The organism is Pedobacter cryoconitis, from assembly GCF_014200605.1.
Taxonomy (GTDB): Bacteria; Bacteroidota; Bacteroidia; order Sphingobacteriales; family Sphingobacteriaceae; genus Pedobacter; species Pedobacter cryoconitis_B.
Window position 1 is genome coordinate 41,244 of sequence record NZ_JACHCE010000008.1, and the last position, 24,095, is coordinate 65,338.

26 protein-coding genes are annotated in these 24,095 nt (G+C 38.4%); 9 read left to right on the plus strand and 17 right to left on the minus strand.

Going from position 1 to position 24,095, the window contains the following annotated elements; translation table 11 throughout:
* Window positions 1-26: 26 nt before the first annotated feature.
* From HDE68_RS20530 to HDE68_RS20555, 7 genes are all read right to left on the minus strand, one after another.
* Window positions 27-947 (minus strand): phospholipase D-like domain-containing protein, encoded by a 921-nt coding sequence (locus HDE68_RS20530; RefSeq protein WP_221300839.1) that lies wholly within the window; start codon window positions 945-947, stop codon window positions 27-29.
* Entirely contained in the window at window positions 910-1,125 is a 216-nt protein-coding gene (locus HDE68_RS26380; RefSeq protein ID WP_221300841.1) for a hypothetical protein, read from the minus strand. The genes HDE68_RS20530 and HDE68_RS26380 overlap by 38 nt, the downstream gene beginning before the upstream one ends.
* 47 nt (window positions 1,126-1,172) lie before the next feature.
* Window positions 1,173-1,496 carry a hypothetical protein gene (locus HDE68_RS20535; protein ID WP_183884117.1) on the minus strand — a complete coding sequence of 108 codons (324 nt, stop codon included), beginning with the start codon at window positions 1,494-1,496 and terminating at the stop codon, window positions 1,173-1,175.
* 272 nt (window positions 1,497-1,768) lie between these two features.
* The gene (locus HDE68_RS20540) at window positions 1,769-2,152 is read right to left on the minus strand and encodes a DoxX family protein (RefSeq protein WP_183884118.1); all 384 of its coding nucleotides are present in this window, start codon (window positions 2,150-2,152) and stop codon (window positions 1,769-1,771) included.
* Window positions 2,153-2,326: 174 nt separating this feature from the next.
* Window positions 2,327-3,457: a DEAD/DEAH box helicase gene (locus HDE68_RS20545; RefSeq protein ID WP_183884119.1), complete on the minus strand. Its 1,131-nt coding sequence runs from the start codon at window positions 3,455-3,457 to the stop codon at window positions 2,327-2,329.
* 195 nt (window positions 3,458-3,652) lie between these two features.
* Window positions 3,653-4,189: a pyridoxamine 5'-phosphate oxidase family protein gene (locus tag HDE68_RS20550; RefSeq protein ID WP_183884120.1), complete on the minus strand. Its 537-nt coding sequence runs from the start codon at window positions 4,187-4,189 to the stop codon at window positions 3,653-3,655.
* A 65-nt stretch (window positions 4,190-4,254) separates the two neighbouring features.
* Window positions 4,255-4,998: an SDR family oxidoreductase gene (locus tag HDE68_RS20555; protein WP_183884121.1), complete on the minus strand. Its 744-nt coding sequence runs from the start codon at window positions 4,996-4,998 to the stop codon at window positions 4,255-4,257.
* 159 nt (window positions 4,999-5,157) lie between these two features.
* Between HDE68_RS20555 and HDE68_RS20560 the strand changes: the two genes are divergently transcribed.
* The 4 genes from HDE68_RS20560 to HDE68_RS20575 all read left to right on the plus strand — a co-directional run bounded on the left by HDE68_RS20560 (window position 5,158) and on the right by HDE68_RS20575 (window position 8,928).
* Complete coding sequence (locus tag HDE68_RS20560) at window positions 5,158-5,727, plus strand: Crp/Fnr family transcriptional regulator (protein ID WP_183884122.1); 570 nt, start codon at window positions 5,158-5,160, stop codon at window positions 5,725-5,727.
* 2 nt (window positions 5,728-5,729) lie between these two features.
* Window positions 5,730-6,893, plus strand: a complete 1,164-nt coding sequence (locus tag HDE68_RS20565; protein WP_183884123.1) for an endo-1,4-beta-xylanase — start codon at window positions 5,730-5,732, stop codon at window positions 6,891-6,893.
* 20 nt (window positions 6,894-6,913) lie between these two features.
* Entirely contained in the window at window positions 6,914-7,738 is an 825-nt protein-coding gene (locus tag HDE68_RS20570) for a GyrI-like domain-containing protein (protein WP_183884124.1), read from the plus strand.
* 95 nt (window positions 7,739-7,833) lie between these two features.
* Window positions 7,834-8,928, plus strand: coding sequence for an agmatine/peptidylarginine deiminase (locus HDE68_RS20575; RefSeq protein ID WP_260171821.1), 1,095 nt, complete (start codon window positions 7,834-7,836; stop codon window positions 8,926-8,928).
* A 50-nt stretch (window positions 8,929-8,978) separates the two neighbouring features.
* Here HDE68_RS20575 and HDE68_RS20580 read toward each other — a convergent pair whose 3' ends face one another.
* Together HDE68_RS20580 and HDE68_RS20585 are read right to left on the minus strand one after the other, a co-directional pair.
* A complete protein-coding gene (locus HDE68_RS20580; protein ID WP_221300842.1) occupies window positions 8,979-9,410 on the minus strand; it encodes a hypothetical protein in 432 nt (143 codons plus the stop codon).
* 21 nt (window positions 9,411-9,431) lie between these two features.
* Complete coding sequence (locus HDE68_RS20585) at window positions 9,432-9,599, minus strand: hypothetical protein (RefSeq protein WP_183884126.1); 168 nt, start codon at window positions 9,597-9,599, stop codon at window positions 9,432-9,434.
* Between the two features lie 124 nt (window positions 9,600-9,723).
* Between HDE68_RS20585 and HDE68_RS20590 the strand changes: the two genes are divergently transcribed.
* Complete coding sequence (locus HDE68_RS20590) at window positions 9,724-10,446, plus strand: SDR family NAD(P)-dependent oxidoreductase (protein ID WP_183884127.1); 723 nt, start codon at window positions 9,724-9,726, stop codon at window positions 10,444-10,446.
* 17 nt (window positions 10,447-10,463) lie between these two features.
* Window positions 10,464-11,381 (plus strand): helix-turn-helix domain-containing protein, encoded by a 918-nt coding sequence (locus HDE68_RS20595; RefSeq protein WP_183884128.1) that lies wholly within the window; start codon window positions 10,464-10,466, stop codon window positions 11,379-11,381.
* Between the two features lie 40 nt (window positions 11,382-11,421).
* Here HDE68_RS20595 and HDE68_RS20600 read toward each other — a convergent pair whose 3' ends face one another.
* The 4 genes from HDE68_RS20600 to HDE68_RS20615 all read right to left on the minus strand — a co-directional run bounded on the left by HDE68_RS20600 (window position 11,422) and on the right by HDE68_RS20615 (window position 14,706).
* The gene (locus HDE68_RS20600) at window positions 11,422-12,504 is read right to left on the minus strand and encodes an alkene reductase (RefSeq protein WP_183884129.1); all 1,083 of its coding nucleotides are present in this window, start codon (window positions 12,502-12,504) and stop codon (window positions 11,422-11,424) included.
* A gap of 54 nt (window positions 12,505-12,558) precedes the next feature.
* Window positions 12,559-13,149, minus strand: coding sequence for a TetR/AcrR family transcriptional regulator (locus HDE68_RS20605; protein ID WP_183884130.1), 591 nt, complete (start codon window positions 13,147-13,149; stop codon window positions 12,559-12,561).
* Between the two features lie 107 nt (window positions 13,150-13,256).
* On the minus strand, window positions 13,257-14,165 hold the full coding sequence (locus HDE68_RS20610) for a DMT family transporter (RefSeq protein WP_183884131.1): 909 nt from the start codon (window positions 14,163-14,165) through the stop codon (window positions 13,257-13,259).
* Window positions 14,166-14,169: 4 nt separating this feature from the next.
* Window positions 14,170-14,706 carry a GNAT family N-acetyltransferase gene (locus HDE68_RS20615; protein WP_183884132.1) on the minus strand — a complete coding sequence of 179 codons (537 nt, stop codon included), beginning with the start codon at window positions 14,704-14,706 and terminating at the stop codon, window positions 14,170-14,172.
* A gap of 72 nt (window positions 14,707-14,778) precedes the next feature.
* On the opposite strand from HDE68_RS20615, the gene HDE68_RS20620 reads away from it, so the two are divergent.
* Together HDE68_RS20620 and HDE68_RS20625 are read left to right on the plus strand one after the other, a co-directional pair.
* Window positions 14,779-15,657 carry a LysR family transcriptional regulator gene (locus HDE68_RS20620; protein ID WP_183884133.1) on the plus strand — a complete coding sequence of 293 codons (879 nt, stop codon included), beginning with the start codon at window positions 14,779-14,781 and terminating at the stop codon, window positions 15,655-15,657.
* A gap of 93 nt (window positions 15,658-15,750) precedes the next feature.
* Complete coding sequence (locus HDE68_RS20625; RefSeq protein ID WP_183884134.1) at window positions 15,751-16,440, plus strand: hypothetical protein; 690 nt, start codon at window positions 15,751-15,753, stop codon at window positions 16,438-16,440.
* A 5-nt stretch (window positions 16,441-16,445) separates the two neighbouring features.
* Here HDE68_RS20625 and HDE68_RS20630 read toward each other — a convergent pair whose 3' ends face one another.
* From HDE68_RS20630 to HDE68_RS20645, 4 genes are all read right to left on the minus strand, one after another.
* Window positions 16,446-16,835 carry a tautomerase family protein gene (locus HDE68_RS20630; RefSeq protein WP_183884135.1) on the minus strand — a complete coding sequence of 130 codons (390 nt, stop codon included), beginning with the start codon at window positions 16,833-16,835 and terminating at the stop codon, window positions 16,446-16,448.
* A 34-nt stretch (window positions 16,836-16,869) separates the two neighbouring features.
* Window positions 16,870-18,165: a WD40/YVTN/BNR-like repeat-containing protein gene (locus HDE68_RS20635; protein ID WP_183884136.1), complete on the minus strand. Its 1,296-nt coding sequence runs from the start codon at window positions 18,163-18,165 to the stop codon at window positions 16,870-16,872.
* 53 nt (window positions 18,166-18,218) lie between these two features.
* Window positions 18,219-19,565, minus strand: a complete 1,347-nt coding sequence (locus HDE68_RS20640; RefSeq protein ID WP_183884137.1) for a WD40/YVTN/BNR-like repeat-containing protein — start codon at window positions 19,563-19,565, stop codon at window positions 18,219-18,221.
* Window positions 19,566-19,774: 209 nt separating this feature from the next.
* Entirely contained in the window at window positions 19,775-20,680 is a 906-nt protein-coding gene (locus tag HDE68_RS20645) for an NmrA family NAD(P)-binding protein (RefSeq protein ID WP_183884138.1), read from the minus strand.
* A gap of 346 nt (window positions 20,681-21,026) precedes the next feature.
* Between HDE68_RS20645 and HDE68_RS20650 the strand changes: the two genes are divergently transcribed.
* Window positions 21,027-24,080 carry a SusC/RagA family TonB-linked outer membrane protein gene (locus HDE68_RS20650; protein ID WP_183884139.1) on the plus strand — a complete coding sequence of 1,018 codons (3,054 nt, stop codon included), beginning with the start codon at window positions 21,027-21,029 and terminating at the stop codon, window positions 24,078-24,080.
* Window positions 24,081-24,095 lie beyond the last annotated feature (15 nt).

Sequence of the window (24,095 nt, forward strand, 5' to 3'; positions counted from 1 at the left end):
TTCTAAGCATTTGAAGATTTCTGTAATTATTTCTTAGAAAAGAGTTCTCTATCCCGAATCTTTTGCGGATTTGTATAACTTCCTGACCACCATGGCAGCTCTCCGGGTTTGGCAGGAGGAAGCTGGAGATAAAGTTTATGATCTGCTGCTGCAGATTTTTGCTGTACATCCCTAAACTCGTAATGATCGAACATGGCTAAGGCTTCAATCATATAAGATACTGCAACCCTGCGATCCTGGATCAGTAACAGGTTTTCACCATTATGTAAATCAGCTGCGGAAGAGAAATTATAAGAACCCATATAGACCCTTGCAGTCGGTTTGTCGAAATCGATTACCACAAACTTATGGTGCATCCTTATACCACCTCCATCTGAAGCCTCTGTTTTAAAAGGTTCGGGGAGATTGGTGAGCAGTCTTGCCGGAAAAACGACCGGTGGGTCTCCATCAGGTTTTTGTAAATCTAACCCTCCGACACTTTTATCGGAGATGCCATAAACGAAAATGTTATGATCTTCTGTTTCTTTTTTTATGGAATTAATGATTACGCCTGGGGTCTGGTACAAAAAAGCAAGCGAATATAATAAGGTTGAGGTAGTCTGGGCTATATCTTTAGCGATATCTTGCAACAGGGCATTGTCTGCATTATGAGGTGAAAAGCCAATTTTCGCCTTAACATTGGGTAGATGGAGATCATTCCAGTGAGCTGAACCGGTTGCCGCAAAACCACTGGCATAATCAGGATCACCGTGACTTCCTGAATCATCAATAATTATTTTAAGCCAGGTTTTTAATTTAACCAAACGTTTTACAATTTCTGGTTCATTAAGATCATAGACTGTTACCCTTACCTGGGCATTGGTGTCATTAACAGCCTGATCAAGCAGTTTCAATATCGCGGCCCTGGCTTCAAAAATCCAAAAATGATAACCGGTTATTGACCGCATAAAACTGAGTGCCGCCTGGTTCCTGATATTCAATAGCAAAACCAGCAAAATTATCAGGTGGTGGGCCATTAAGCCAATTCATGCCTAAAAGTGCCATACTTTCTCCACGAAATATCTTTAAACAAAATGGAGCGGCGTTATTTTGACCAAAAACTTCAAAATCAGGTGTAAGTTCCATAACTTGTTAGAGGTTAATTTGTTATACATACCTAATCAAATGTTATTTCAATTTAAAATATCTTTAATTTTAATTTCTGAACCTTTAAATACGATACTTTGTATACCTTTACTGCCTTTTAACAACCTGATTTTTGACAGGTCAAGGCCCAGTGCCTTCAGTAAATTCATATCAATAGATTCTTCTCCCACTACAATATAATCAACGGTTGCAATTTTATTGGGATGACTGATTACCTGCGGCCTTGGATCAGGAGTATAAACAGACATGATAAATGGTTGTTCAATATCCTTTGGAAAGATCAGGTGCCAGGTAAGTCTTTGCTTTTGAATATTGGTTCTTTTTCCAAAATGTGTAGTGAATCCTGACATTAAATCCTGCTGTAGTAAGTTTTTGAACTGCGTTATGAAGGTTTTCTACCTTAAATAGTATGTGGCTTAATCTTGTCATCTTTTTTTCCTTCAAAAATGCCGGAATGTATTGGCATTATAGTAACGCAATCAGGAATGAAAATATCGCAATACGGAATTTGTTGTGGTTGATAAAGATTTCCTGGGATGAAATTAAATCATTAAGGCTCTAAATTATAGAGCCTTAATGATTTAATGAGATGAAATGGATAATTTATAGAAGAATAATATTGTTAAGTATTTGAACTATTGATCATAGGTTTATATTTATTCCGGTTGTCTCCGATTATCCATAGATTGATTAGAAAAAAAGGTAATGCTATAGAAAGACCAGATGGTTCGAAAATGGCATTATGAACTATAATACCTACCATAACAGGTAAAATGACAATGGCACCAAGCGCTCTGTATTTTGGTAGCATAAAGAGCAGGCCCCCGACTATCTCAACAATTCCAGTTAAAGGCATCAACCAGGAAATTTTAACAAAAGCTTCCATGAGCTTCATCTGCTCAGCCGTCATTTTTGGCATAGGCATGTAGTTAAATAATTTGTTTAATCCGGCATTAATAAACATCAGACCGAAAAGAATACAGAGTACAGTTTTTACGATTTTCATTTTATTTATTTTAATGGTTAGTAATCCTTAGTTTAACGTTTTTTCTGATCAGAGCGATTGCTTTCCCTAATCAGATTTTAGCAGGATTTAAATTACTATTTTAAAATTTGAAAATCAATACATGTTTCTTTGATCATTAAAAAGCCTCAGAATCTATTTTCTGAGGCTTTTTAATTACGGCATATTTTCGCTGTCAATGATTTCTACTTTTTTACCCATCTTTTTCTGAATGACCTCAAAATGGTGTAATTCATTTTGACTAACCAGTGAAATTGCTTCTCCAGGCGTATCTGCACGTCCGGTTCTGCCTATTCGGTGAATATAATCCTTCGGTGATCGTGGTAATTCATAATTAATCACAAAGGGAAGGAAACTGACATCAATTCCTCTGGCCATTAAATCTGTGGCCACTAAAACTCTGAGTTTACCTGATTTAAAATGTTGTAACGAATCAGTTCGGTTTCCCTGACTTTTTTTGCTGTGAATAGCTTTTGCGTCAATATTATTTTTACGGAGTTTATTTACAATAACCTCCGCCTGTTTGACCGAGGATGCAAATACTAATACCTGCTTCATCTGGTGATGATTTATCAGGTAACGTAAAAACGGGCCTTTCTTTTCATCAGAAACTATATAAGCTATCTGATTGATCAGATCAAGCGATTCTTCTTCATCCTCAATTTTAATAACTACAGGATCATGCAGTAAAATCTGATGAATATGCTGAAGATCTTTATTGAGGGTAGCAGAAAGCAAGATATTTTGGCGTTTTGCAGGTAAAAGTGCAAGAATTTTATTCACTTCTTCTTTAAAACCTAAATTCAGCATTTTATCTGCTTCGTCCAATACTAAGGTTTCAATAGCGGATAAGTGTACTGCATTTGAATCCACTAATTCCAATAATCTTCCTGGTGTTGCAACAAGTACATTTACACCCTGCATAGCCATCATTTGTGGGTTAATCGAAACGCCACCATAAACAGCAAGGGTTTTAACCTTTTCAGGAAGTGCCTGGCTAAAACTCTGAAACACATTTTTCACCTGTTCGGCAAGTTCACGTGTAGGCACTAAAACCAATACATTCGCATGGCGGTTTTTCAACCCCAATGTTTGCTGTAAATTCATTAAAATTGGTAAAACATAGCTGGCTGTTTTTCCAGAACCTGTTTTAGCAATCCCTAAAACATCTTTTTTATTTAATATGGCTGGTATGGCTGTTTGCTGGATAGGAGTGGGTACGTTGAAATTCTGATCTACCAGTGCTTTTAACAAAGCAGGAGATAAACCTAAGGATGTAAAAGGCATAATACTCAATTTTTGATGTAAAAGTAAACTAATTCCTGTAAGATCAGTTGTCCTTTGTCTCAAAACCTGATGCTAAATCTGGATTGATATAGCCTTTTATAACTCTGGATGACTGTTTAAGTCAAACACCCCTGACAAAAATTTAACTAAAATCTTTGCCAGGGGTGTTCTCTTCATCTGCCAGTTGCGGGGATACTAAACTGTAAGATCACCTTCAATAGAATCATCCAGTGTTTTACCAATAGCCGCACCGATCGCCATTTTAATTCCGGCAATCACATTTCCATGTTTATTGTCCCAGTAATAACCTGTTTCTGGCGATACTCTGATCAATGCAATCCTTGGATCATCTTCACCTTCAGTGAACCACGTTTTCATGATAGGGTTCCATAGTTCCTTAATTCTAACTTTATCTGCCGAAAGTATAGCTGTTCCTTCAAGAAACAGAAAGTCAGAATGAGGGGAACCCTGGAAGTATAATTTCACGCCCGGATCAGCACTGATGTCCTGATAAGTATGACTATCATTTGCCACAAGAAACCAGAGTGTACCTTGCTCATCTACTTCCTGAACATTCATGGGACGTGTCCCGTTTGACTCTCCTGCCGAAGGGTTTGTACAAAGAAAACAGGTTTTAGCAATGCCGGTTAATTCTTTGATCTTCTTAATAGCCGGTTCATTATCCAGATTCTGGTGATTCTCTTCAGTTTGATTTTGATTAATACTATCCATAATTTATGTTTTATTGGAGCATTACAATCCAGCTGAATATTTGTTTAGATTTTTAAAAAACCTGCTTATACCAATATCGCGCCGCCATCAATAACAATCGTTTGTCCTGTACCAAATTTCTGACTGATAAGGTATAAAAAGGCTTCAGCAACATCTTCTGGTTTACCTGATCTTTTAACCAGTGATTGTTCGCTCACCATCTGGTACATGTTTTCGCGGTCTGCCGCAGACATACTATCCCATAGATTAGTTTGGATGACGCCAGGGGCGACACAATTTACGCGGATAGGGGCAAGCTCTACTGCCATTGCTTTTGTAAATCCTTCCATTGCACTGCAAATGCTGGTGGCAACTGACCAGCCAGCTCCAGGGCGCATACTGGCAATTCCACTGGTCAATGAAATAGATCCTCCCGGATTAAGCAGAGGAGCTGCATATTTAACTGAGGCAAAAGCACTCCAGAAGCGCAGATTGAAAAAATCTTTTGCTTGTTCGACTTCTGTTTCAGCGATCGTTTTCAGGTTAAGGTTTTCGGCAGCTGTGTAAACAAGATGATCAAAGTTCCCTATCTGTGCAAAAAAACTCCTTATTTGTTCTTCCTTAGTTAAATCAACTGCATAACTCGTGCTACTTAAAGAGAGCTCTTTCAATGCTCTTTGAAGACGTTCTTCATTGCTTGAAACGATGACTACATTCGCTCCATATGCATCAGCAAGTTTAGCTGTTGCAAGGCCTAAACCAGCACTTCCGCCTAATATGATCACTTTTTTACCATTCAGTGAGTTATTAATTGCATTTTCGTTTTTCATGTTCTTAATTTTTTATGAGGATACAAATTTCAGGATACCAGAGACGGATCTACTGAACAATTGGTAATTAATGCAGTAAGCTGAATCTTTAGGATCAATATCGTTTGATCTTTATTCTTTGTAAATTTGGGATACAGAATCACTTATCCGTTTAGGTTTATGCAAGCGCAATTAATCTCTTTTTTAACCTCCTATCATCCCATTACGCAATCAGATGCGCAATTAATCAGTCTTGTCGCCGAAAAAAAAAACTTTTCCAAAGGCAGTACTTTATCTGAGGCGGGTAAGGTTTGCCGGGAACTCTTTTTTATATGCAGTGGAATACTAAGAATATTCAGGAGCAATGAAAATGGAAATGAAGTTACGCATGTTTTTTTAGGAGAAAACAGATTTTGTACTGTTTTGCAGAGTTTTAATGAAAAAACTATTTCCCTGGAAGCCATTCAGGCTTGTACCGATACAGAGGTCCTTGTTGTTTCTTATTCTGACTTACATAAACTGTATACTCAGATCCCATATTTAGAAGCTTTGATTCATCAAATCCATCAGCAATCCTTATTGGATAAAATTCAGCTTCAAAATGCCTATAGAGGTTATGATTCAAGTGAAAGGTATGAGCTGTTTTTGAAGCGCCAGCCCGAAATTGCCTTATATGTTTCTCAAAGTGATATTGCTTCTTATTTAGGGATCACACCGCAAAGTTTATCCAGAATCAGAAAAAACAGATAATTATGAAAGCTTCCCTGATCTTATTGGCACTGGCCGGTTCTATTTACCTGGGTGATACAGAAAAGATATTGCAGACTGCTAATAAAAATGTGACTACAGGTGCGGCAGTCAATGTCAAACTTCTGACTGAAAATGAGCTTTACAGAAAGCTTGTAGAAAAGGAATATAATAGCCTGACACCAGAAAATGCGATGAAAATGGCTAGCCTGCAACCTCGTGAAGGTAGTTTTGAGTTTTCAAATACAACTGCTCTTGAAGACCTGGCTTTGAATGCCGGGAAAAAGCGTATTCACGGTCATACATTAATCTGGTATCGTTCGCTGCCGCAATGGGTAAAAAATTGGGAAACGCAGGCTTTGCCTTCGGGCATGACAAGGGCTCAGAAAATGGACAGTGTGATGAGTATTCATATCAGAACTGTGATTAGTCATTATGATAACCCTTCATCAATTTATAAGGATGACCTGGGGAAACCACTACTGAAATCGTGGGATGTCGTTAATGAGGCGTTTGATGACAATGGAAATTACCGGGCTCTGCCAGAGGCTTCAAATCAGGAGAACGGTGGGAGTATATGGTATCGGACCATTGGAAAATCTTATATTAAAAAGGCCTTTACTTATGCAAGAACTACTGCCGAAAAAAATGGTGATACTGGTTTAAAGCTTTTTTACAATGATTATGGACATGACTATTCCGTTAAAAAACTAGATTCCATTTATAAAATGGCCATGGCTTTAAAACAGGTTAAAGTAAACGGAAAACCGATTATTGACGGTATAGGGATGCAATTTCATATCAATATCAATACCTCTGTAGAAAATATCAAAAACGCATTGATTAAAATGAAATCTACAGGTTTGCTGATTCATATTTCTGAGCTGGATATCTCATTAAACAAAGCAGGATTGCCTTTCCCTACAGAAATATTAGCTATACAAAAGCAGAAGTATAAGGACGTTGCTTTGTTATACAGAAAATATGTGCCAGCAAACCAACGCTGGGGTATTACGTTATGGAATGTGGGTGATCAGGATTCCTGGCTCACTTATAAGGGATCGGATCAGGTAGATGCAGCTTGTTTATTTGATTTAAACTATCAAAGAAAACCTGCTTTTTTCAATTTCTATGATGGTTTGAAATTAGATATCCCTGCGGGTTATTAATTGAGATAAAATCTATTGAAATGAGTTTAGCAAAAATTCAGCATATCATTAAATATATTGAAGAACACTACGATCAGGATATTTCAGTTCAGAAATTAGAACAATTGTCTAATTATTCTTACAGAAATGTACAGCGCGTATTTAAAAATATCTTCAATGAATCATTAGGTGCATTTCAAAAAAGACTGAAGCTTGAAAATGCTTATAAAAAACTAATTTATACCCATGATCCGATTACTGATATTGCTTATTCTGTAGGTTTTGAAAGTTTACAATCCTTTTCTAAATCATTTAAAAAACAGTTTAATATTTCACCTATTAAAGCAAGGGAGGAAAAGATAATCGTTTTCGAAAATTTTATCAATAGTTATCGTGAAGGAAGCAGAAGTATAGCTTACGAGATTGTTTTTTTTAAAGAAGTTAAAGTGTTTTATATCGGAATTCAGACAGAAAACTATAATGGTGCTGAAATAGAATCGTTGTGGGATGGAATAGATATAGTCTCTGAAAAGAATACAACAGCACATTATGGAATCATAGTTGATCAACCTCTGATTACAAATAAATTAAAATGCAGGTATGAAGCGTGCATAGATCAGGAACCTGTGAGTAAAGGGTTTTCTACTACTACTATTCTTGGCGGCAGATATGCTAAGTATCTTCATGAAGGTAGCTATAGTTTGATTGAAGATACATACAGGAGAATTTATATAGACTGGCTTTTTAATTCTACCCTTGAATTTGATTATTCTCCAATTATAGAGCATTATGTGAAAAATGAATGTAATGAAGAAAATAGAAATAATTATATGACGGAAATCCTCATTCCGGTTAAAAAGAAATAGTTGTCAACTTTGGACAACTTACCTATCCTTAATATTGCTCTTTTTGTAAAAAAAAGAATGTTGAAAATAAAATGATAAACAAAATGCTATTATTAATGATACCACTGTTAACGATTTTTTCTTCTTGTCAAAAAAACGAAGAAAGTATACAACCAGCAGATACTGCGATTATATATACCATGCCCGAAGAATCTGCAAGGCATGAAGGCACATGGCTTCAATGGCCACATCAATATCAGTACGGAACTACCTATCGAAACAGATTGGACGCTACCTGGGTAAAAATGACAGAAGAACTTACAGGCGGTGAAAAGGTTCATATTATTGCTTATGATGAACAAGAGAAGATCAGAATTACAGATCTGCTCTTAGATGCAGGTATATCTTTGACTAATGTTGATTTTAAGATTTATCAGACTGATGATGTTTGGGTAAGAGATAATGGGCCAATCTATGTAAGAGATAAGAAAGGGCAGCTTATTATAGAAGATTGGGGTTTTAACGGTTGGGGAAAAAAAGCAGCGTATCAAAATTGTAATCTTATCCCTTCAAAAATTGCAAATGATCAAAACACTACAAAAGTTGATCTGAATAAGATGATGGTAAATGAAGGCGGTGCTGTTGAAGTTGATGGGAGCGGAACTTTATTAGCAACTAAAAGTGCTATTCTGAATAATAATAGAAATCCGGATATGACACAAGCACAGGCGGAAGCTATTTTTACTAAATATCTTGGTGTAACCAGATTTATCTGGCTGAAAGGAAAGGCTGGTTTAGAAATTACAGATATGCATATAGATGGATTTGCAAGATTTGGTAATACAACAACCCTGGTAACCATGAATTACGATGATTTATTGGATTGGCAGGTTCCCGAAGAAGATATTAATACGCTTTATGCAGCGACTAACAAAAATGGAAAACCCTATCACATAGTGAAACTTCCATTGACTCAAAATAATGTAGAAACTGTTTATGGGAAAAAACTGCCCTACAAAGGTTCATACGTGAATTATTATATTGGAAACAAAAAAGTATTAGTTCCCAATTATAATGATCCTAATGATGCAGTAGCGAATAGAATTATACAAAGTCTGTATCCTAACAGAACTGTAGTCGGGATAGATGTAAGAAATTTGTATGCAAATGGCGGAATGATACATTGTGTTACTCAACAACAGCCTCAATAAATCAGCAATACACTGCCCCCAAAATTCAGATACTTTATGGGGGCAGTGATTTAGTTTCTATCAAATGTCTGAGGTATTTTTCTGTCACTTCTTTCTTTGTCAAATGTCCAGGAAGCGATCCACCATCTATCCGCTGAATAATAAAGCTGGATACTATTTATTCCACGTCTCACAACGGGTCCGTTTTTTACTAATCTGGTTTCATAAGTGCTCCAGACATGTACAATATTACCAAAGACTCTTACTTCTTTATTGATTTCGCTTTCATAAAAAGCTGTTTTTGAGACCAAAGTATCTGTCTCTTTATGGAAGTCCTTTAAAGGCATGGCCACTTGCAGTAACCTGCCAATTATTTCCTCTTGAAAGTCTCTTTCCCATGCTCTGACTTCTCCGGCTTCGCCTGAAACAACTTCATAAGATGCACTAATAATTCCATCAATAGTGACATCTTTTTTTAACGGATATTTTTTTTTATCCCACAAAGCTAAATCAATAAAGGACCGTTAAATATAGTTCTTATCTGATTTTGTATGAATTTCTACATAATTGCCCAAGCCTTTGATCACGGTAATGCCGTCAAAAAAAAGCCTGATCATTTTCTTATCTGTTTTGATAAAAGCGTAAGTCTTATTTTCCATATCTGAAAAGCCAAATTGCAGTTTTTTCTTCAATTTTAGTGATAAAGGTTATGCTAAATTAATTCAGGTTTTGGCTACAACAATGGAGGATTAGCCTACAGCCGGCATTCAGGGAAACAGGATATTTGTTTTTAAAATCAAATTAATATAAAATAAGATGAAAACAGTTTTGATTACCGGAGCAAATAAAGGTATCGGTCTGGAAACAGCAAGGCAACTTCTGGAGCAGGGATATTTTGTCTACCTGGGGAGCAGAAATAAAAAAAATGGTCTTGAGGTGGCAGAACAATTGAAAGCAGCAGGCCTAAGTCACGTAGAAGCTATTGAGCTTGACGTGACAGCTATTAATTCTATTCTTAAAGCGAAGCTCCTATTGGAAGGCAAGATACCTGCTCTTGACATATTGATTAACAATGCTGGTATCCCAGGAATTCAGCCTCAAAATCTTTCAACAGTTGATATCGCTGATATCAGGCAGATCTTTGAAACTAATTATTTTGGCGTCATCCAGACCACACAGCAATTTCTTCCTTTGCTTAGAAAATCTGAAGCGCCATCTATTGTAAACGTTTCAAGCGAAGTTGGGTCCCTGACCATGAATACCGCTCCGCAAAGGCGTGCCAACTGGGATAACTACCAGGTTTACGGTTCTTCCAAAACAGCACTTAATGCTTTTACCATCATGCTGGCCCACGATCTCAGGGATACCAGCTTTCGGGTAAACAGTGTTACCCCAGGTTATACCGCTACCGATTTAAACGGATTTCAAGGTACAAAAACGGTTGCGCAGGGTGCCAAAGCTATAGTGGAACTTGTCACCCAGCCTTTACCGGGTACAACTGGTAAATTCTTTATGGACGGTGGTGAAATTTCCTGGTAATCTGCTTATTTTTGAATATGGCCAATCAACAAATTCACCGGATAAAATCGATTAGCGAATATCACAAGGTCAGAGGTCTTCCTAAGCCCGAACATCCGTTAATCAGTCTGATAGACTATTCTACTATTAAACATTCACCTGAAGACAATAACATAAGCTGGGTATATGATTTCTATTTCATTGCGTTGAAAAAGAATATGAATAGCAAGTTCAAATATGGTCAGAAGGAATATGATTTTGATGAGGGCACGATGTTTTTTATTGCACCGGGGCAGGTTTTCAGAGTTGAGGTAAACCAGGATGCACCTGGCAAATCAGGATGGATGTTATTGATCCATCCCGATTTTTTGTGGAATATGCCATTGGCAAAAACAATAAAGAAATATGAATACTTTGGCTATTCGGTTAATGAAGCCCTGTTCCTTTCAGAAAAGGAAGAGGATATAATTGCCCGTTTCATGCAAAACATCCAGCACGAATACCACCAGAATATTGATAAATTTAGTCAGCAGATCATAATTCCTCAAATTGAAGTTTTGCTCAATTATGCAGACAGATTTTACAGTCGTCAGTTTATTACCCGCAAAATTGCCAATCACCAGGTTCTTGACAAGCTGGAAGCATTATTAGATAGCCATTTTAATGGTAATGCCATCATCAAAGGATTACCTACAGTTCAATATATTGCAGGGCAGCTTAATCTTTCTCCCGATTACCTGAGTACCTTATTAAAGGTAACCACAGGGCTCAACGCACAGCAGCATATACATGAAAAACTGATAGAAAAGGCAAAGGAAAAATTAGCTGTCAGTACGCTGTCTGTTAGCCAGATTGCTTATGAATTGGGATTTGAACATTCTCAATCCTTTAGTAAATTGTTTAAATCAAAAACAAAGCTTTCGCCCATACAATTCAGGCAATCATTTGAAATTTGAAAGAGGTTATCAAAATTTATGATAACCTCAATGCCATGTGCTATGAATTTATAAAAGTATAGTCCGTATATCCTTTTTCATTGCCACCATAAAAAGTTTCCCTATCGTAATGATTGAGTTCTGCATTCGCTGCAATCCTTTCCGCAAGATCGGGGTTCGAAATATAATAGCGGCCAAATGCAATCGCCGAAGCTTTACCAGTTTGCACATACGCTGTTGCCTGTTCAATCGTAAAGCCGTCTGCTGCAATCATAGTACCCGGATATAAATTCCAGAGTGCCTGTTCTTTTTCAGCAACTAGTTCATCTGTCAGTTCCTCAGCCCGATGGCGTATCATATGCAGATAAGCCAGGTTATATTTAGCGAGTTCCTTAACCACATAGACAAAAGCAGGGTAAGAATCCGGATCAAAGCTATCATTAGTGGTGCCAAAAGGGGATAAGCGGATACCCACTTTGTCTGCGCCCCATACAGCAACCAGTTTGTCCAGTACTTCAAACAGAAGTCTGCTCTTATTCGCAATGTTTCCACCATATTCATCCTGACGTAAATTAGTTTTGTCCTGGAGAAACTGCTGGATCAGATAGCCGTTTGCAGCATGTAATTCTATACCATCGAAACCTGCAGCTTTTGCATTGATTGCAGCTTTTTCATAATCATTTACTATTCCGGTTATCTCAGCTAATTCCAGGGCCCGGGGTGTTTCAAAAGGAACCATATTCCACTCTGAAGTGAAAGTTTTGCCTGCTGGCTTAACCGCTGAAGGAGCTACCGGCAGCCCATAATCCGGTTGATGAGAGGAGTGAGACATGCGGCCAACATGCCACAATTGAGTAAAGATCAGACCGCCTTTTTCATGGACTGCATCGGTCACTTTTTTCCAGCCGTCAATTTGTGCTGCACTATAAATTCCAGGGGTCATCGGGTAGCCTTGTCCTTGCTGCGTGATTTGGGTTGCCTCTGTAATGATCAGGCCAGCAGATGCCCGCTGCGCATAATATTCGGCATTCATAGAATTAGGGATCATATCCTTTGAGCGCATGCGCGTAAGCGGTGCCATAATGATCCGGTTTTTTAGTTGGTAAGCGCCTAAATTCAGGCCTGTAAGCAGTGTGTTTTCCATCTTAAAGATTTACTTAAATAGACTTTTTAGTCTAAAAATGATTAAAAAAAATGATTACTTGATTTCATAGCTTTTTAAATGTGCTTTTAGCATCCGCACCAAACCAGCCATATATTGTGAATTACCGCTAACTCTTGACATCATCATGCCACCTTCAAGAGAAGCAAACATCTGCAAAGCAAAGTCTTCGGCATTGATATCAGATGATAATTCACCATTTTCCACACCTTGTTGTATTGTGGTGATGATTCGGTTCTGACCTCTTTCTATGACTGCTTTTAGCTTATTCCTCATCACCGGGTCGGTATCATCGGCCTCTACACTAAAATTAAGAATAGGGCAGCCGCCGGGTATAAAAGAATTAATTGGGTCCAGCTGGTCGTTCATATAAGCAAACAACTTTTTTATAGCAGTTTTTTCTCTGGCCATAATGGTTGTCATCCTGTTGCCCAGTTTTTCAAGCAGGTAATCAACAGATTCCCTCGCCAGTTCGTCCCGATTTTCAAACCGGCCATATATGCCCCCCTTAGCCATTCCGGTAGCCGACAGTATATCATCAACAGTTGTCCCTGCAATTCCCTTTTGATTGAAAACAGGGGCCGCCTTTTCTATAATAAATTTCCTGGTTTCTTCAGCTTTGCCCATTATGATTTGTAATCCGGGTTCAAATATAGACTTAAAAGTCTAAAAACAAAAACTATTTTTATAGTATATCCTATTTGATAGGTTGTCATCAAACTTCTATCACTGGATTAGCGCCAATGCTCTTTTTTCTTTAATATCCCGGGCAATGAAGTGAGATTTGGAATTTGCAACTTAAGCTCTGATATCAGCGTCGCTGTAAAGATCAGTCCGCCACCAATCAATAGTCTGGATGAAATATCTTCTCCAAGGATGAAGAAAGCTGCTATCGCTCCGAAAACCGGTTCAAAAAGATATATAATAGACACCCTCTCGGCGCTAATGTATTGCTGGGAAATATTAGATATCGTATACATATAAGCTGTTGAAAACAACGCGCAAAAGATGATTCCCGTCCAAAAAATATTTTGCCGGGGTATCCATATGATGTTTTCCTGGCTAAAAGTCAAGAGCAAAGCTAATATGGAGCAGGTTGCAAACATCGGTACAATCGTAGGAATAATATCTCCGCTCTTTGATTCCCTTTCGATTTGGATCAGGTAAACTGCAAAGCAAAAGGCCCCGGTAATGGTATATAAGTCACCGGTACCAATACTGAAATTATCCTTAATGGATATCACGAACAGACCAGAAAGTGCAGTAAAGGCAGCTATCCATATTTTTAGTGGTGGAGATTTTCGATAAATTATTAGTTTAAGTATAGGAATGATCACTACGGTTATTCCGGCCACAAATGAACATTGTGAGGCCGAAGTATGGGTTATCCCTAATGTTTGTAAATATATACCAAGTACCAGGGGCAGCGCAAGACCGGCTCCTGTCTTAACTGAAGCCGGATTTAAGCTTTTCACCTGTTTCCAGAAGACGATCGATAATACGATTGTTGCCAGTGAAAAGCGGTAGAATAAGAACAAGGAGGACTGGTTTTCTCCAATGGCGAGTTTGGTAACCGAAAAAGAAATTCCCCAGAAAGCAGTACCGAGTATTAATAAGCCGGGGAAAATTTTTCTTCTTTCCATCAGATTATAGTCCGTTAGCTACAGGCAATATTTTTTTCATCAACAAATCCGTTTGTTCGTCACTTCCCAACCAGAATGCATGTTTGCCAAAAGGAGTAAAGCCGTTCTTTTCATAGAACCTTAAGGCCCTGTAATTTTCTTCCCACACGCCGAGCCAGACATAAGGAGCCTGTATTTCATGGGCAAGTTCTACGGCTTTATGATAAAGAATCTGACCGACCTTTTGACCGTGAAATTCTTTTAGCACATAGATCCTCTCAATTTCTAATGCCTCGTGATCCTGTTTTTCAGTCTGAGCTTCTCCAAGATTGATTTTTAGATAACCGATCACCCTTCCATCAAGCAGGGCAAAATAGATCTGAGAATCTTTCTCCGTAAGTTCAGCTGTCAGCTTATCTGTCGAAAAACTCTGTGCAAGGTATTGCTGCATATCCTGCTGACTGTTCAGATGTGCAAAGGCTTCACAGAATGTAGTTATTCCAATTTCCTGTAATTTCGTTATTTCCCCAGGTGTTACCCTTTGGATTGTGATACTTTCCATAGCACGAATGTAGCGAGTCTTTAAATGAATTAAAATGCTATTTATTCATTTATTAATGAATATATTGCATTAATGGACCTTCAGCGAATCAAATACTTTTTGGCTCTTTCCGAGCAGCTTCATTACTGGAAAACAGCAGAAAAGATAAATATCACACAGTCTGCGCTTACCCGTCAGATCCAATCTCTTGAAAACGAACTCGGTCTGCAGCTTTTTGAACGCAATAAAAGAAATGTGAAGCTTACCCCGGCAGGTAAATTCTTAAAAGAAAAATGGGAGGTAGAGCTGAGCGAACTTGAATATATTCATCAGTTTGCTAAACAAATACATTTGGGCGAAAGCGGAACCATTACTATCGCACATCCCGATTCTATATCGGCCTCTATTATGCCCGATATCCTGGCAAAGATAGCTGAAACATTTCCACAGCTTCAAATTAAACTTGTGCAGGTTTTGTATGAAAACCAACTGGAATTTCTAAGAAACTATAAAATTGATCTGGCGATTACCAGGGATATTAATAACGAGCCAGGTATAAAATCAAGAAAGTTATATTCCGATCATTTGGCTTTAGTAGTCCCGCAGGACCATTCCTTTAAGGAATTCGGGGATTTATCAGCGGAAAAGCTTAAGCAACAAAAATTCTTTTTGCCAACCCGCGATGAGGGCAGTAGTTATAGTGACATTATTCATGGGCTTTTCAAGTCTTATGATTTTGTTCCCGATGTATTTCTTCACTCAGAATTTGGGTCTACAATTATCGCACTCGTCAAAAAAGGTTTAGGAATAGCTATCTTACCGGACTCTTACCTGCATCACCAAATTCCCGGGCTTCGTTTCATTCCTTTGCCTTTTAAGACCGATCTATTCATCAATTGGCGTGCAGATGACCATAATCCTGTACTTGTCAATATTCTGGAACTTGTCCTTTCTACTCAAGCCATTAAATGAATTGATAATCTGGCTTAATAAATTTATGTTTGTGGCAAGCTGATAGCTCAAAATGATAATTTATCGGCTCATTTTAATGGAGAGAAAGGGAACATGAAGCGAATTATATCATTCTTATTGCTAACTATTGCAGGATATACTGCTCAGGCACAAACCAGGACTTTATTTCAGGAAACTTATAAAAGTAACAGCCTTAAAAAAAACTGGTCTGTTATAAATGGGGATTGGAAGGTGAATGAACTAGGAATTACTGGAAACAAAAATACAGACTGGGCCATCTTAATCTCTAAAAAAACATTACCCAAAGACTATATATTAACGTTTTCTTCATTGGTTGATCCTAAGGCTTATCTTTTTGAAGTGATCACTAACTTAAACGGAGAGAAATATTTGGGTTTTTTACTCAATCAGTTAGAAAATAGAGTAGCTATAGAAGACCGCTCTTTATTTGCAGATCCTGTTAAAAAAGGTACTTTTATTCATAGTACGGGGCATATCGGCCTCATGCCTAAAGTTAAAAAGCCTTCAGAACACATCTGGCAGAATTGGAAAATACAAAAAACAGGTAACCAGATTTTTGTATGGATTAACAATGATGCTATAATCTCTTTAAATGATACTACTGGTTTTGTAAAACCTAAAGGGACTTTTGGTTTTGCTATCAATGGAGAAGCTATGATTAAAGATGTCAAATTGATAAAAACCAGGGGAGAGGCTAGTTTACCACCAAAATCTTTTGTATTAAAGTCTCCTGTTGAAAAGCCCTTTTTTGTATTCGAATAATTTTCTTAAACCTCATCGGCAGACCAATCGTTGCTCAGACGGCCCATCCACTGGTGGTACATTTCATCTCCCGAATGCTGTGTGAATTCAATATTTAGCTGATTTACTTCCAGTTCTAAAATCTCATTGCAAATTTCAACCAGCTTTTTTGACAGAATTTCCCTGGTTTCCTTTGTACGGCCTTCCCGGATATCACACATCATGATGGCTGCGGGTGCCGGTTCGCCCTCACTGCATCTCCAGATAGAACCTTCTCCGAGTTCTCTGATAGTTACGGTTATTCTTTTTACACTGGCCTTCATGATCTTTGAATAGGCTTCACCTATAGCTTTTGCCAGTTGCTTTTTAGTCTCCGCAGGATAATGTTTATTGGTCTCTATTTGTATATATGGCATAAATTAAATATTAGCAGAGCTATTTATACGATGATTAGTTCTTGTAATATAGGCCATCCTGACCAACCAGTAAAAAGTTTCCATCAGGTTTGATATAGTAAGAATAAATATCTTTGCCAAAACCCAGTTCTAATCTTCCCCAATTGTTCCTGATACTATAAATACCCGGTTTAGGAGTATGACGTACCAGATAAAAAACATCATCCTGAAAAAATGAAATATTAGCTACAGATTGTGAGCTGCTGTTCCATTCATAATAACGTTTTGCAGTGCCCTTTAGTGTTACTGGCGATACCTGAGCGATTGTGGCATCATCTGAGCCAATGTAGAGATTGCCATCCGGGCCAATTGCAAAACCAGAGGGTTGAGATAGATAATAACCATAATCCAATTTGATAGACTGCCAGGACTTTCCGGTATCTTTCGATCTGAAAAGCGTTCCCCAGTCATCAAAAAGATATAGACTTCCATCAGTATGTTTATTGAAAAACATGAAACGTTGTGAATTTAGCGATACGATTGATTTTTGCCAAAACCCTCCATTATCAGTAGAGATATAAGGTCCGTCAAAATAAAAGCTAACCATAAGCACATCGTCCTTAACCATAAAACCAGTAGGGTCTCTTTTATCTATGATTCCATTATTTATTGTCTGCCAGCTTTTTAGATCTCTGGAGTACAGGACGCCGTCTGATCTTGTAAGTATATAAAGCCACCCCTTGCTATTGAACTGTGCGGAGAATATACCAGAGGATTTTGGAATTCCATCGACTTTTTGCCAGTTTATACCGTTATCATCAGAGGTATAAAGTTCCCCTGCGGTTACCATATAGAGTGTCTTATGATCAAAGGTTGTTATCTGAGTGTTATAAACGTCCGGAATCCCACAACCACAGGCTCTTGCCCAGCCCTCAGGCTTTTTGCCTGTAGCCTTGATTTCAACTGAATCTTGTGGAACGGGCGGTTTTCCATCTCCTGGATAAGGCTGCTGGGCATATACATAGGCTTTTATTTTCTGACTAGGGGTGTTGCATCCCAGTTGCCATTTGACTTTGACCGTTCCATCAGGCAGTATATTAAATTGGGAATACATCTCGCTATTATCAACTCTGCCATTGCCCTGAACCAGCGCAAACTGTAAATAATACTGCGTTAACATTTGATCTTGTGGAACAGTAATTTTAAAAGTCAATTCATTAGACAAGTATTCACCGTAGACCCCTAACTGACTGTTACCGCTTGTCAGACTAATCTTTGCCGCTGGTTTAATGTCAACATCAGGCTTGATTTGAGGTTTCTCATCTTTTTTACATCCTGTAAGCATTATCATAGCAGCCAATAAGAGAAAGAGAGATTTTATAGCGTATGTAATTTTTATCATGATTATGGCTTCGAAAGGTCGTAAGTTAGAATTGAAGATTGTTGCAGACCGAAAATGGTATTTTCGTCTTTTATGATAGCTCTTTGTATGTCGTAAGCACCATAATTGCTTTTCATGATTTTTGTCCAGCTTATCCCATTATCTCTCGATTCTGAGATTTCTCCCCCTGAGCTAACCAGATAGCCATGTCCCTTTTCGAAAAAGCGGATGGCAATAATAGGAAAATCCGCTCCACTGGATATTTTTTCCCAATGCTCACCGCCATTAGTAGTACGCAGGAGTGCACCGTTTTGTCCTCCAATAAAACCAATTGAGCTGTTTATAAAGTAAATTTTATTGAGGTCATTGTTCACTTGAACAGGTTGCTGTTTCCATGTTTTGCCTGCATTAATTGTTCGTGCAATAAAACCAACTGAACCACAGGTGAATAGTGTGTCGTTGCCGATGTGAGTCAGGTCGTTGAGCCTATTCAATATATTGAAACTACCTGATTTATCCCAGGTTTGCCCACCATCCATTGTTTTTGCAATATTGCCCTGTAAGCCTACAGAATATATTGTGTTCCTGTTTTGCAAGTAATAGCTCGTTGAGCTCCGGTGCCCTATAGTAGGAGGAGTCCAGTTTTTTGACTGAAAAAATGTTTTCCCCCCATCATAGGTGAAAAAGGCATAATTGTTTACAATGTTTACCAGGGCCGTGTCCCGGCCTGTGAAAGAAATAATATAAGCATTGTCATCATTCCTTACCGGCTCACCGCGTAACCAGGTCTTTCCACCATCAGCGGTCCTGATTACTCCTGAACCTTCTCCCACAACTATTCCTTTATAAGTATCAATGAATTGGATATCCTGCAATACATTATATCCGCCCGTGCTTGCAGAATATATACTTTTCCAGGGCTGGCGCGATTTAGCAGAGATAACTACTGAGTCCATTTTCTTACAGGTCCTGAATTGCATTTCGCTATAGCTGCACTCGGATGATAAATAAAGCTTTATAGCGGGGTTTTCTGAATTAGAGGTCGACTGCCAAAATGCTTTTATAATCATATCTCCACCAGATCTGGCCTGACTAAGTATTTGGAAACTATCGTAATTGCCGCTTGATTTAATGTAATAAGCTAAAGGTGACCCGTCAGCTGAGGCATTCAGCTTAACCTTTAATATGATTGTATCCAATCGCGCTCCTTTATAAGCCAGTTGATTATTTCCACTGATAATTTCAATACCTTTTACTTCACGTACAATGGGGTCGGGAACTTTATCGGGTGCAGGCGGATCATTTTTTTTACATCCTGATATATAAATGGTGCAAATTATAAGGAGAAGAGAGCGGGATATCCTTGACATTGAGAACTGATATTTTTTTTAAAAGTAATAAATATTTGAACATTGGGGAAATTTAAGTAACATGTAATGATTATGGTTAATACTTTTGGTTTATTGAAGCCCTTTGTAAATTTAATTGTAAATAAATGAGAAAATATTGTTCTTTTAAATACATATATGATTTGTTTTTTCAGAAAATCATATATGTATTTAGGCCTTATACGTTGCTTTTATTCCCTTTGATAAGCTTTAGCAAAATCTTCAGCAAAATCTTTCAGCTTTACTTTGCCTAATAAGGGTTTATGCTGATTGTAATCTTCGTAAAGACTACCATTCCCCTGGCTCTCCTGCAATTCGGTAAAACCCCGGGCTACCTGCTCATTAAAACCAATACTTAGCCAGTTATCCAGTAGCTGCTGGCTAGGAATAACCTGCCATTTCAAATCGGGTTTGCCGATGGCTTCTCCCAGAGCCTCAGCAATTTCATTGGGCGAAACCTCATCGCTTGCCACATATCGTATTGTTTTACCCTCAAATTTTCTATCCACCTCTTCGGCAATAACAGCAGCAATATCTTTTGGCGAGACCCATGGTTCTTTAACATCACCGCCGTAATTGGAAATGATCGCCCCCTTAGACCTGATATCATGAATCAAAGAAAACAGGTTGATATAAAAGCTGACCGGACGAATGAACCTGATCGATATGTTATCCGGCAATTGTCTGAGCGTGGTTTCGACATTGTGATGGAAAAGGATGATACCAGTCCCTTTATTCGTGTGTGCACCAATACTGCTGAGATGTATAACCTTCTTTACACCAGAACGCTCTATAGCCTCTTTGTAATTTTCGCCGATTTTAGTGATGTCGCTGATAAAGTCAACTGATTTATCGAACATATCACCAGCAGCTTCCATGGTTTCCATAAGGTAAACGATTTCAGCACCTTTAAAGGTTTCCGCTAAGAAATCTACATCCTGCAGTTTACCAATAGCTGCTTTCGCGCCGAGAAATTCAATCTCTTGCTGACGGTTGGGATTGCTGCTGATCACAGTGACTGCATGACCGTTATTTACCAGCGTTTCTGTGAGTGGCCTGCCAATATTTCCAAGCGAGCCTGTAAGTACAATATTCATATTCTTGTTTTTTTTGTTGATGCAAATTCCGGAGAATGGACAACACGGATGTAGCCAAAAGTCTCCATGTTGTAGCCAAAAGCATGTGGCGGTCAGAAAATAGTGTATCAGGAAATTACATTCAGAATTATTTCAAACGCTTGAAATGATAGAAATTGGGTCATTAGCTCATTTAGAGGGATTTAGCTTAAACCATTTGTAACACTGTTGTTTAATTTCAATTCCTAATTAACCAAACCAAATATAATGAAGTCTCTCAACCTCTCCCAGAGATGTCTGCATCCTGATATGGCCTTTAATCAAAAACCTATCCTCATCAAAACCAACCTAACCAAAAAATAATCGTATGAAGAGAAAAATCATTTTACTACTTGCGTTTCTATTCACCGGCTTGTTTCTCGCTAACGCTCAGGACATACAAGTGAATGGATTCGTTAAAGACTCCAAAGGAGAGCCACTGCCAGGCGTTTCCGTCAAACTAATGGGTACAGCAAAAGTCACCAGCACATCTGCAAAGGGGGCTTTTCTGATCTCTGTTCCTGCCACCGGTACTTTAATTTTCAAGAGTATCGGTTTTATTGCTAAACAACTGCCAGTAAATAACCGTCAGCAAATTGAGGTTACACTAGAAGATGATCATACAAACCTGGATGAGATTGTGGTAGTTGGTTACGGTTCTGTAAAGAAAAGTGACCTGACCGGTTCTGTTTCCTCAATTGGCTCAAAAGACATCAAAGCGACTCCGGTTGCCTCTTTGTCGCAGGCTATTCAGGGAAGGGCTGCAGGTGTTCGGGTTTCACAATCTTCGAATGCCCCGGGAGGCGGAATGAATATCCGTATTCGTGGAGGGAACTCTATTCAGGGGGGAAATGAACCGCTCTATGTAATTGATGGCTATCCGCTTTATAACGAAAACGGACCGGGAATTAATCCCAACGACATTGAATCCATGGAAATTTTGAAAGATGCATCAGCAGCAGCTATTTATGGTTCCAGAGGTGCCAATGGAGTTATCATTATCACCACAAAACGGGGGAAAGCAGGAGCTAACCGTATCCAGTTTGAAAGTTATTATGGTTCTCAAACCTTAAGGAAAAAGCTGGACCTTCTGGATGCCTCACAGCTCGCTGCATTAATTAATGATGGTATAGCCAATGTGAATGGGGATAATATTGGTAAACCAGGTTACCCTAAGCCATTGACTTATACTGATGCTCAGATAGCTTCTTTAGGTAAAGGGACTGACTGGCAGGACGAGATTTTCAGAGCTGCCCCTATACAGAACTATCAATTGACATTTACTGGCGGGACAGAAAAAAGCCAGTATGCTGTATCGGGTAACTATTTTAATCAAAAAGGTATTGTCTCTAATTCGGGTTTTAAGCGTGGCTCGGTAAGGTTGAACCTGGATCAGGAGTTATCAGGTAAATTTAAATTCAGCAATAGCCTGACTGTAACCAATAGCACCAACAATTCTGTTGCTACAGACGGTGATGGAGGCGGTAATGCTGGTGTAATCTATAGTGCACTATTTTTCTCTCCAACTGTTCCGGTATATGATGCTCAGGGACAGTATAGTATGAACAACAGACCCGGAGGGATTTTAATCAGTAACCCATTGGCTTTAGCGAATGAAAGAACAAATATTGAGCTCAGAACCCGCATACTGGGCAATACTTCATTGGAGTATAAGATTATTGAAGGCCTGACTTTAAAAACTATGTTTGGTGCAAATATGGCCTTTGGTAAAACCAATTTTTATCTGCCAAGGACTGTCTATGCAGGTCTGGCTACTAATGGAAGAGCCGAAGTTACTACATCGCGATATTTTGAGTGGCTTAACGAAAATACATTAAACTATAAAAAGGTAATTTCTAAGATTCATAGTTTCAATTTTTTGATAGGTTATACCTTTCAGAATGCTGATTATGAAGATTTAAAAGCCAGCGCACAGAATTTTGCCAGTGATATCCTGAAATTCAATAATTTAGGTGCGGCCCAGCAAACTAATCCGAATACCTCTAATGCCTACGACTGGAGCTTACGCTCTTATTTAGGCCGTATAAATTATGATCTGAGTAATAAATATCTGTTCACCGTTTCGGGAAGATATGATGGATCTTCAAGATTCGGAATGGGTAGAAAGTATTCTTTCTTTCCATCCGGATCTGCAGCATGGAGAATATCCGGTGAATCCTTTATGAGTAAACTGAAAGCAGTGAGTGATTTAAAACTCAGAGCTAGTTATGGTCTGACAGGTAATCAGGAAATTGGTCAATATCAGTCATTAGGAGCCTTACAAACCGAAAGCTATAACTTTGGAAACGTAATCGCTATTGGTTATGCCCCAAATCGTATTGCAAATCCTAATCTGAAATGGGAAACTACTGCCCAGTTAAATTTTGGTCTGGATCTGGGTTTGTTTAAAAACAGGATTACTGTAACTACAGACTGGTACCAGAAAAAAACCAAAGATCTGTTGTACAATGTTTCCCTGCCAATCACTTCAGGATTTAATACCTCATTACAAAATATTGGAAAAGTTAAAAATGAAGGATTTGAATTTGCTATAAATACAGTTAACCTCAATGGCGTTTTTCAATGGAATACAAACTTTAATATCTCATTTAACAAAAATAAAATACTTGATCTTGGTGCAGTCACAGACGATATTCCATCAGGAGGAGGGAGTGGTCACCTGCAATTAGGCAGCTCTGGAATCCTTCGTACAGGACAGCCAATAGGTGTTTTTTATGGATTAGTGACTGATGGTATTTTTCAGAATGCTGCCGAAGTTGCTGCATCCGGACAAAAAAATGCTAAACCTGGAGAACGCAGGTATAAAGATGTGGTCCCCGATGGTGTAATTAACTCATTAGACCGTGTAATTCTGGGACATGCACAGCCGGATTACACTTTTGGATTTACTAACAACTTCTCTTACAAAGGATTTGATCTTTCCATATTTATTCAGGGGGTACAAGGGAATAGTATTTTGAATTTAAACAGGTACGAACTGGAATCTATGACAGGGGTAAGTAATCAATCTGTTAATGTTCTGGATCGCTGGACTCCTGCTAATCCCAGTAATAGTATGCCACGTGCAAGTTCGGCCGGTTCTCCGTACCAGATAACCAGTCAGCAGGTAGAAGACGGTTCTTATATCCGTTTAAAGAACGTACAGCTGGGTTATAATTTTAGTCCGGATTTACTTAAAAAGATCAGACTATCGAATGCAAAGATTTATATAAGCGGACAGAACCTTTTAACTAAAACCAAATACTCAGGATATGATCCTGAAGTAAGCCGGTTTGGGCAGGATAACTTAAGCCAGGGTATAGATTATGGCAGTTATCCATCATCAAAAATATTCCTGGTAGGCATTAATATCGGGCTGTAAAATTATCACCATTAA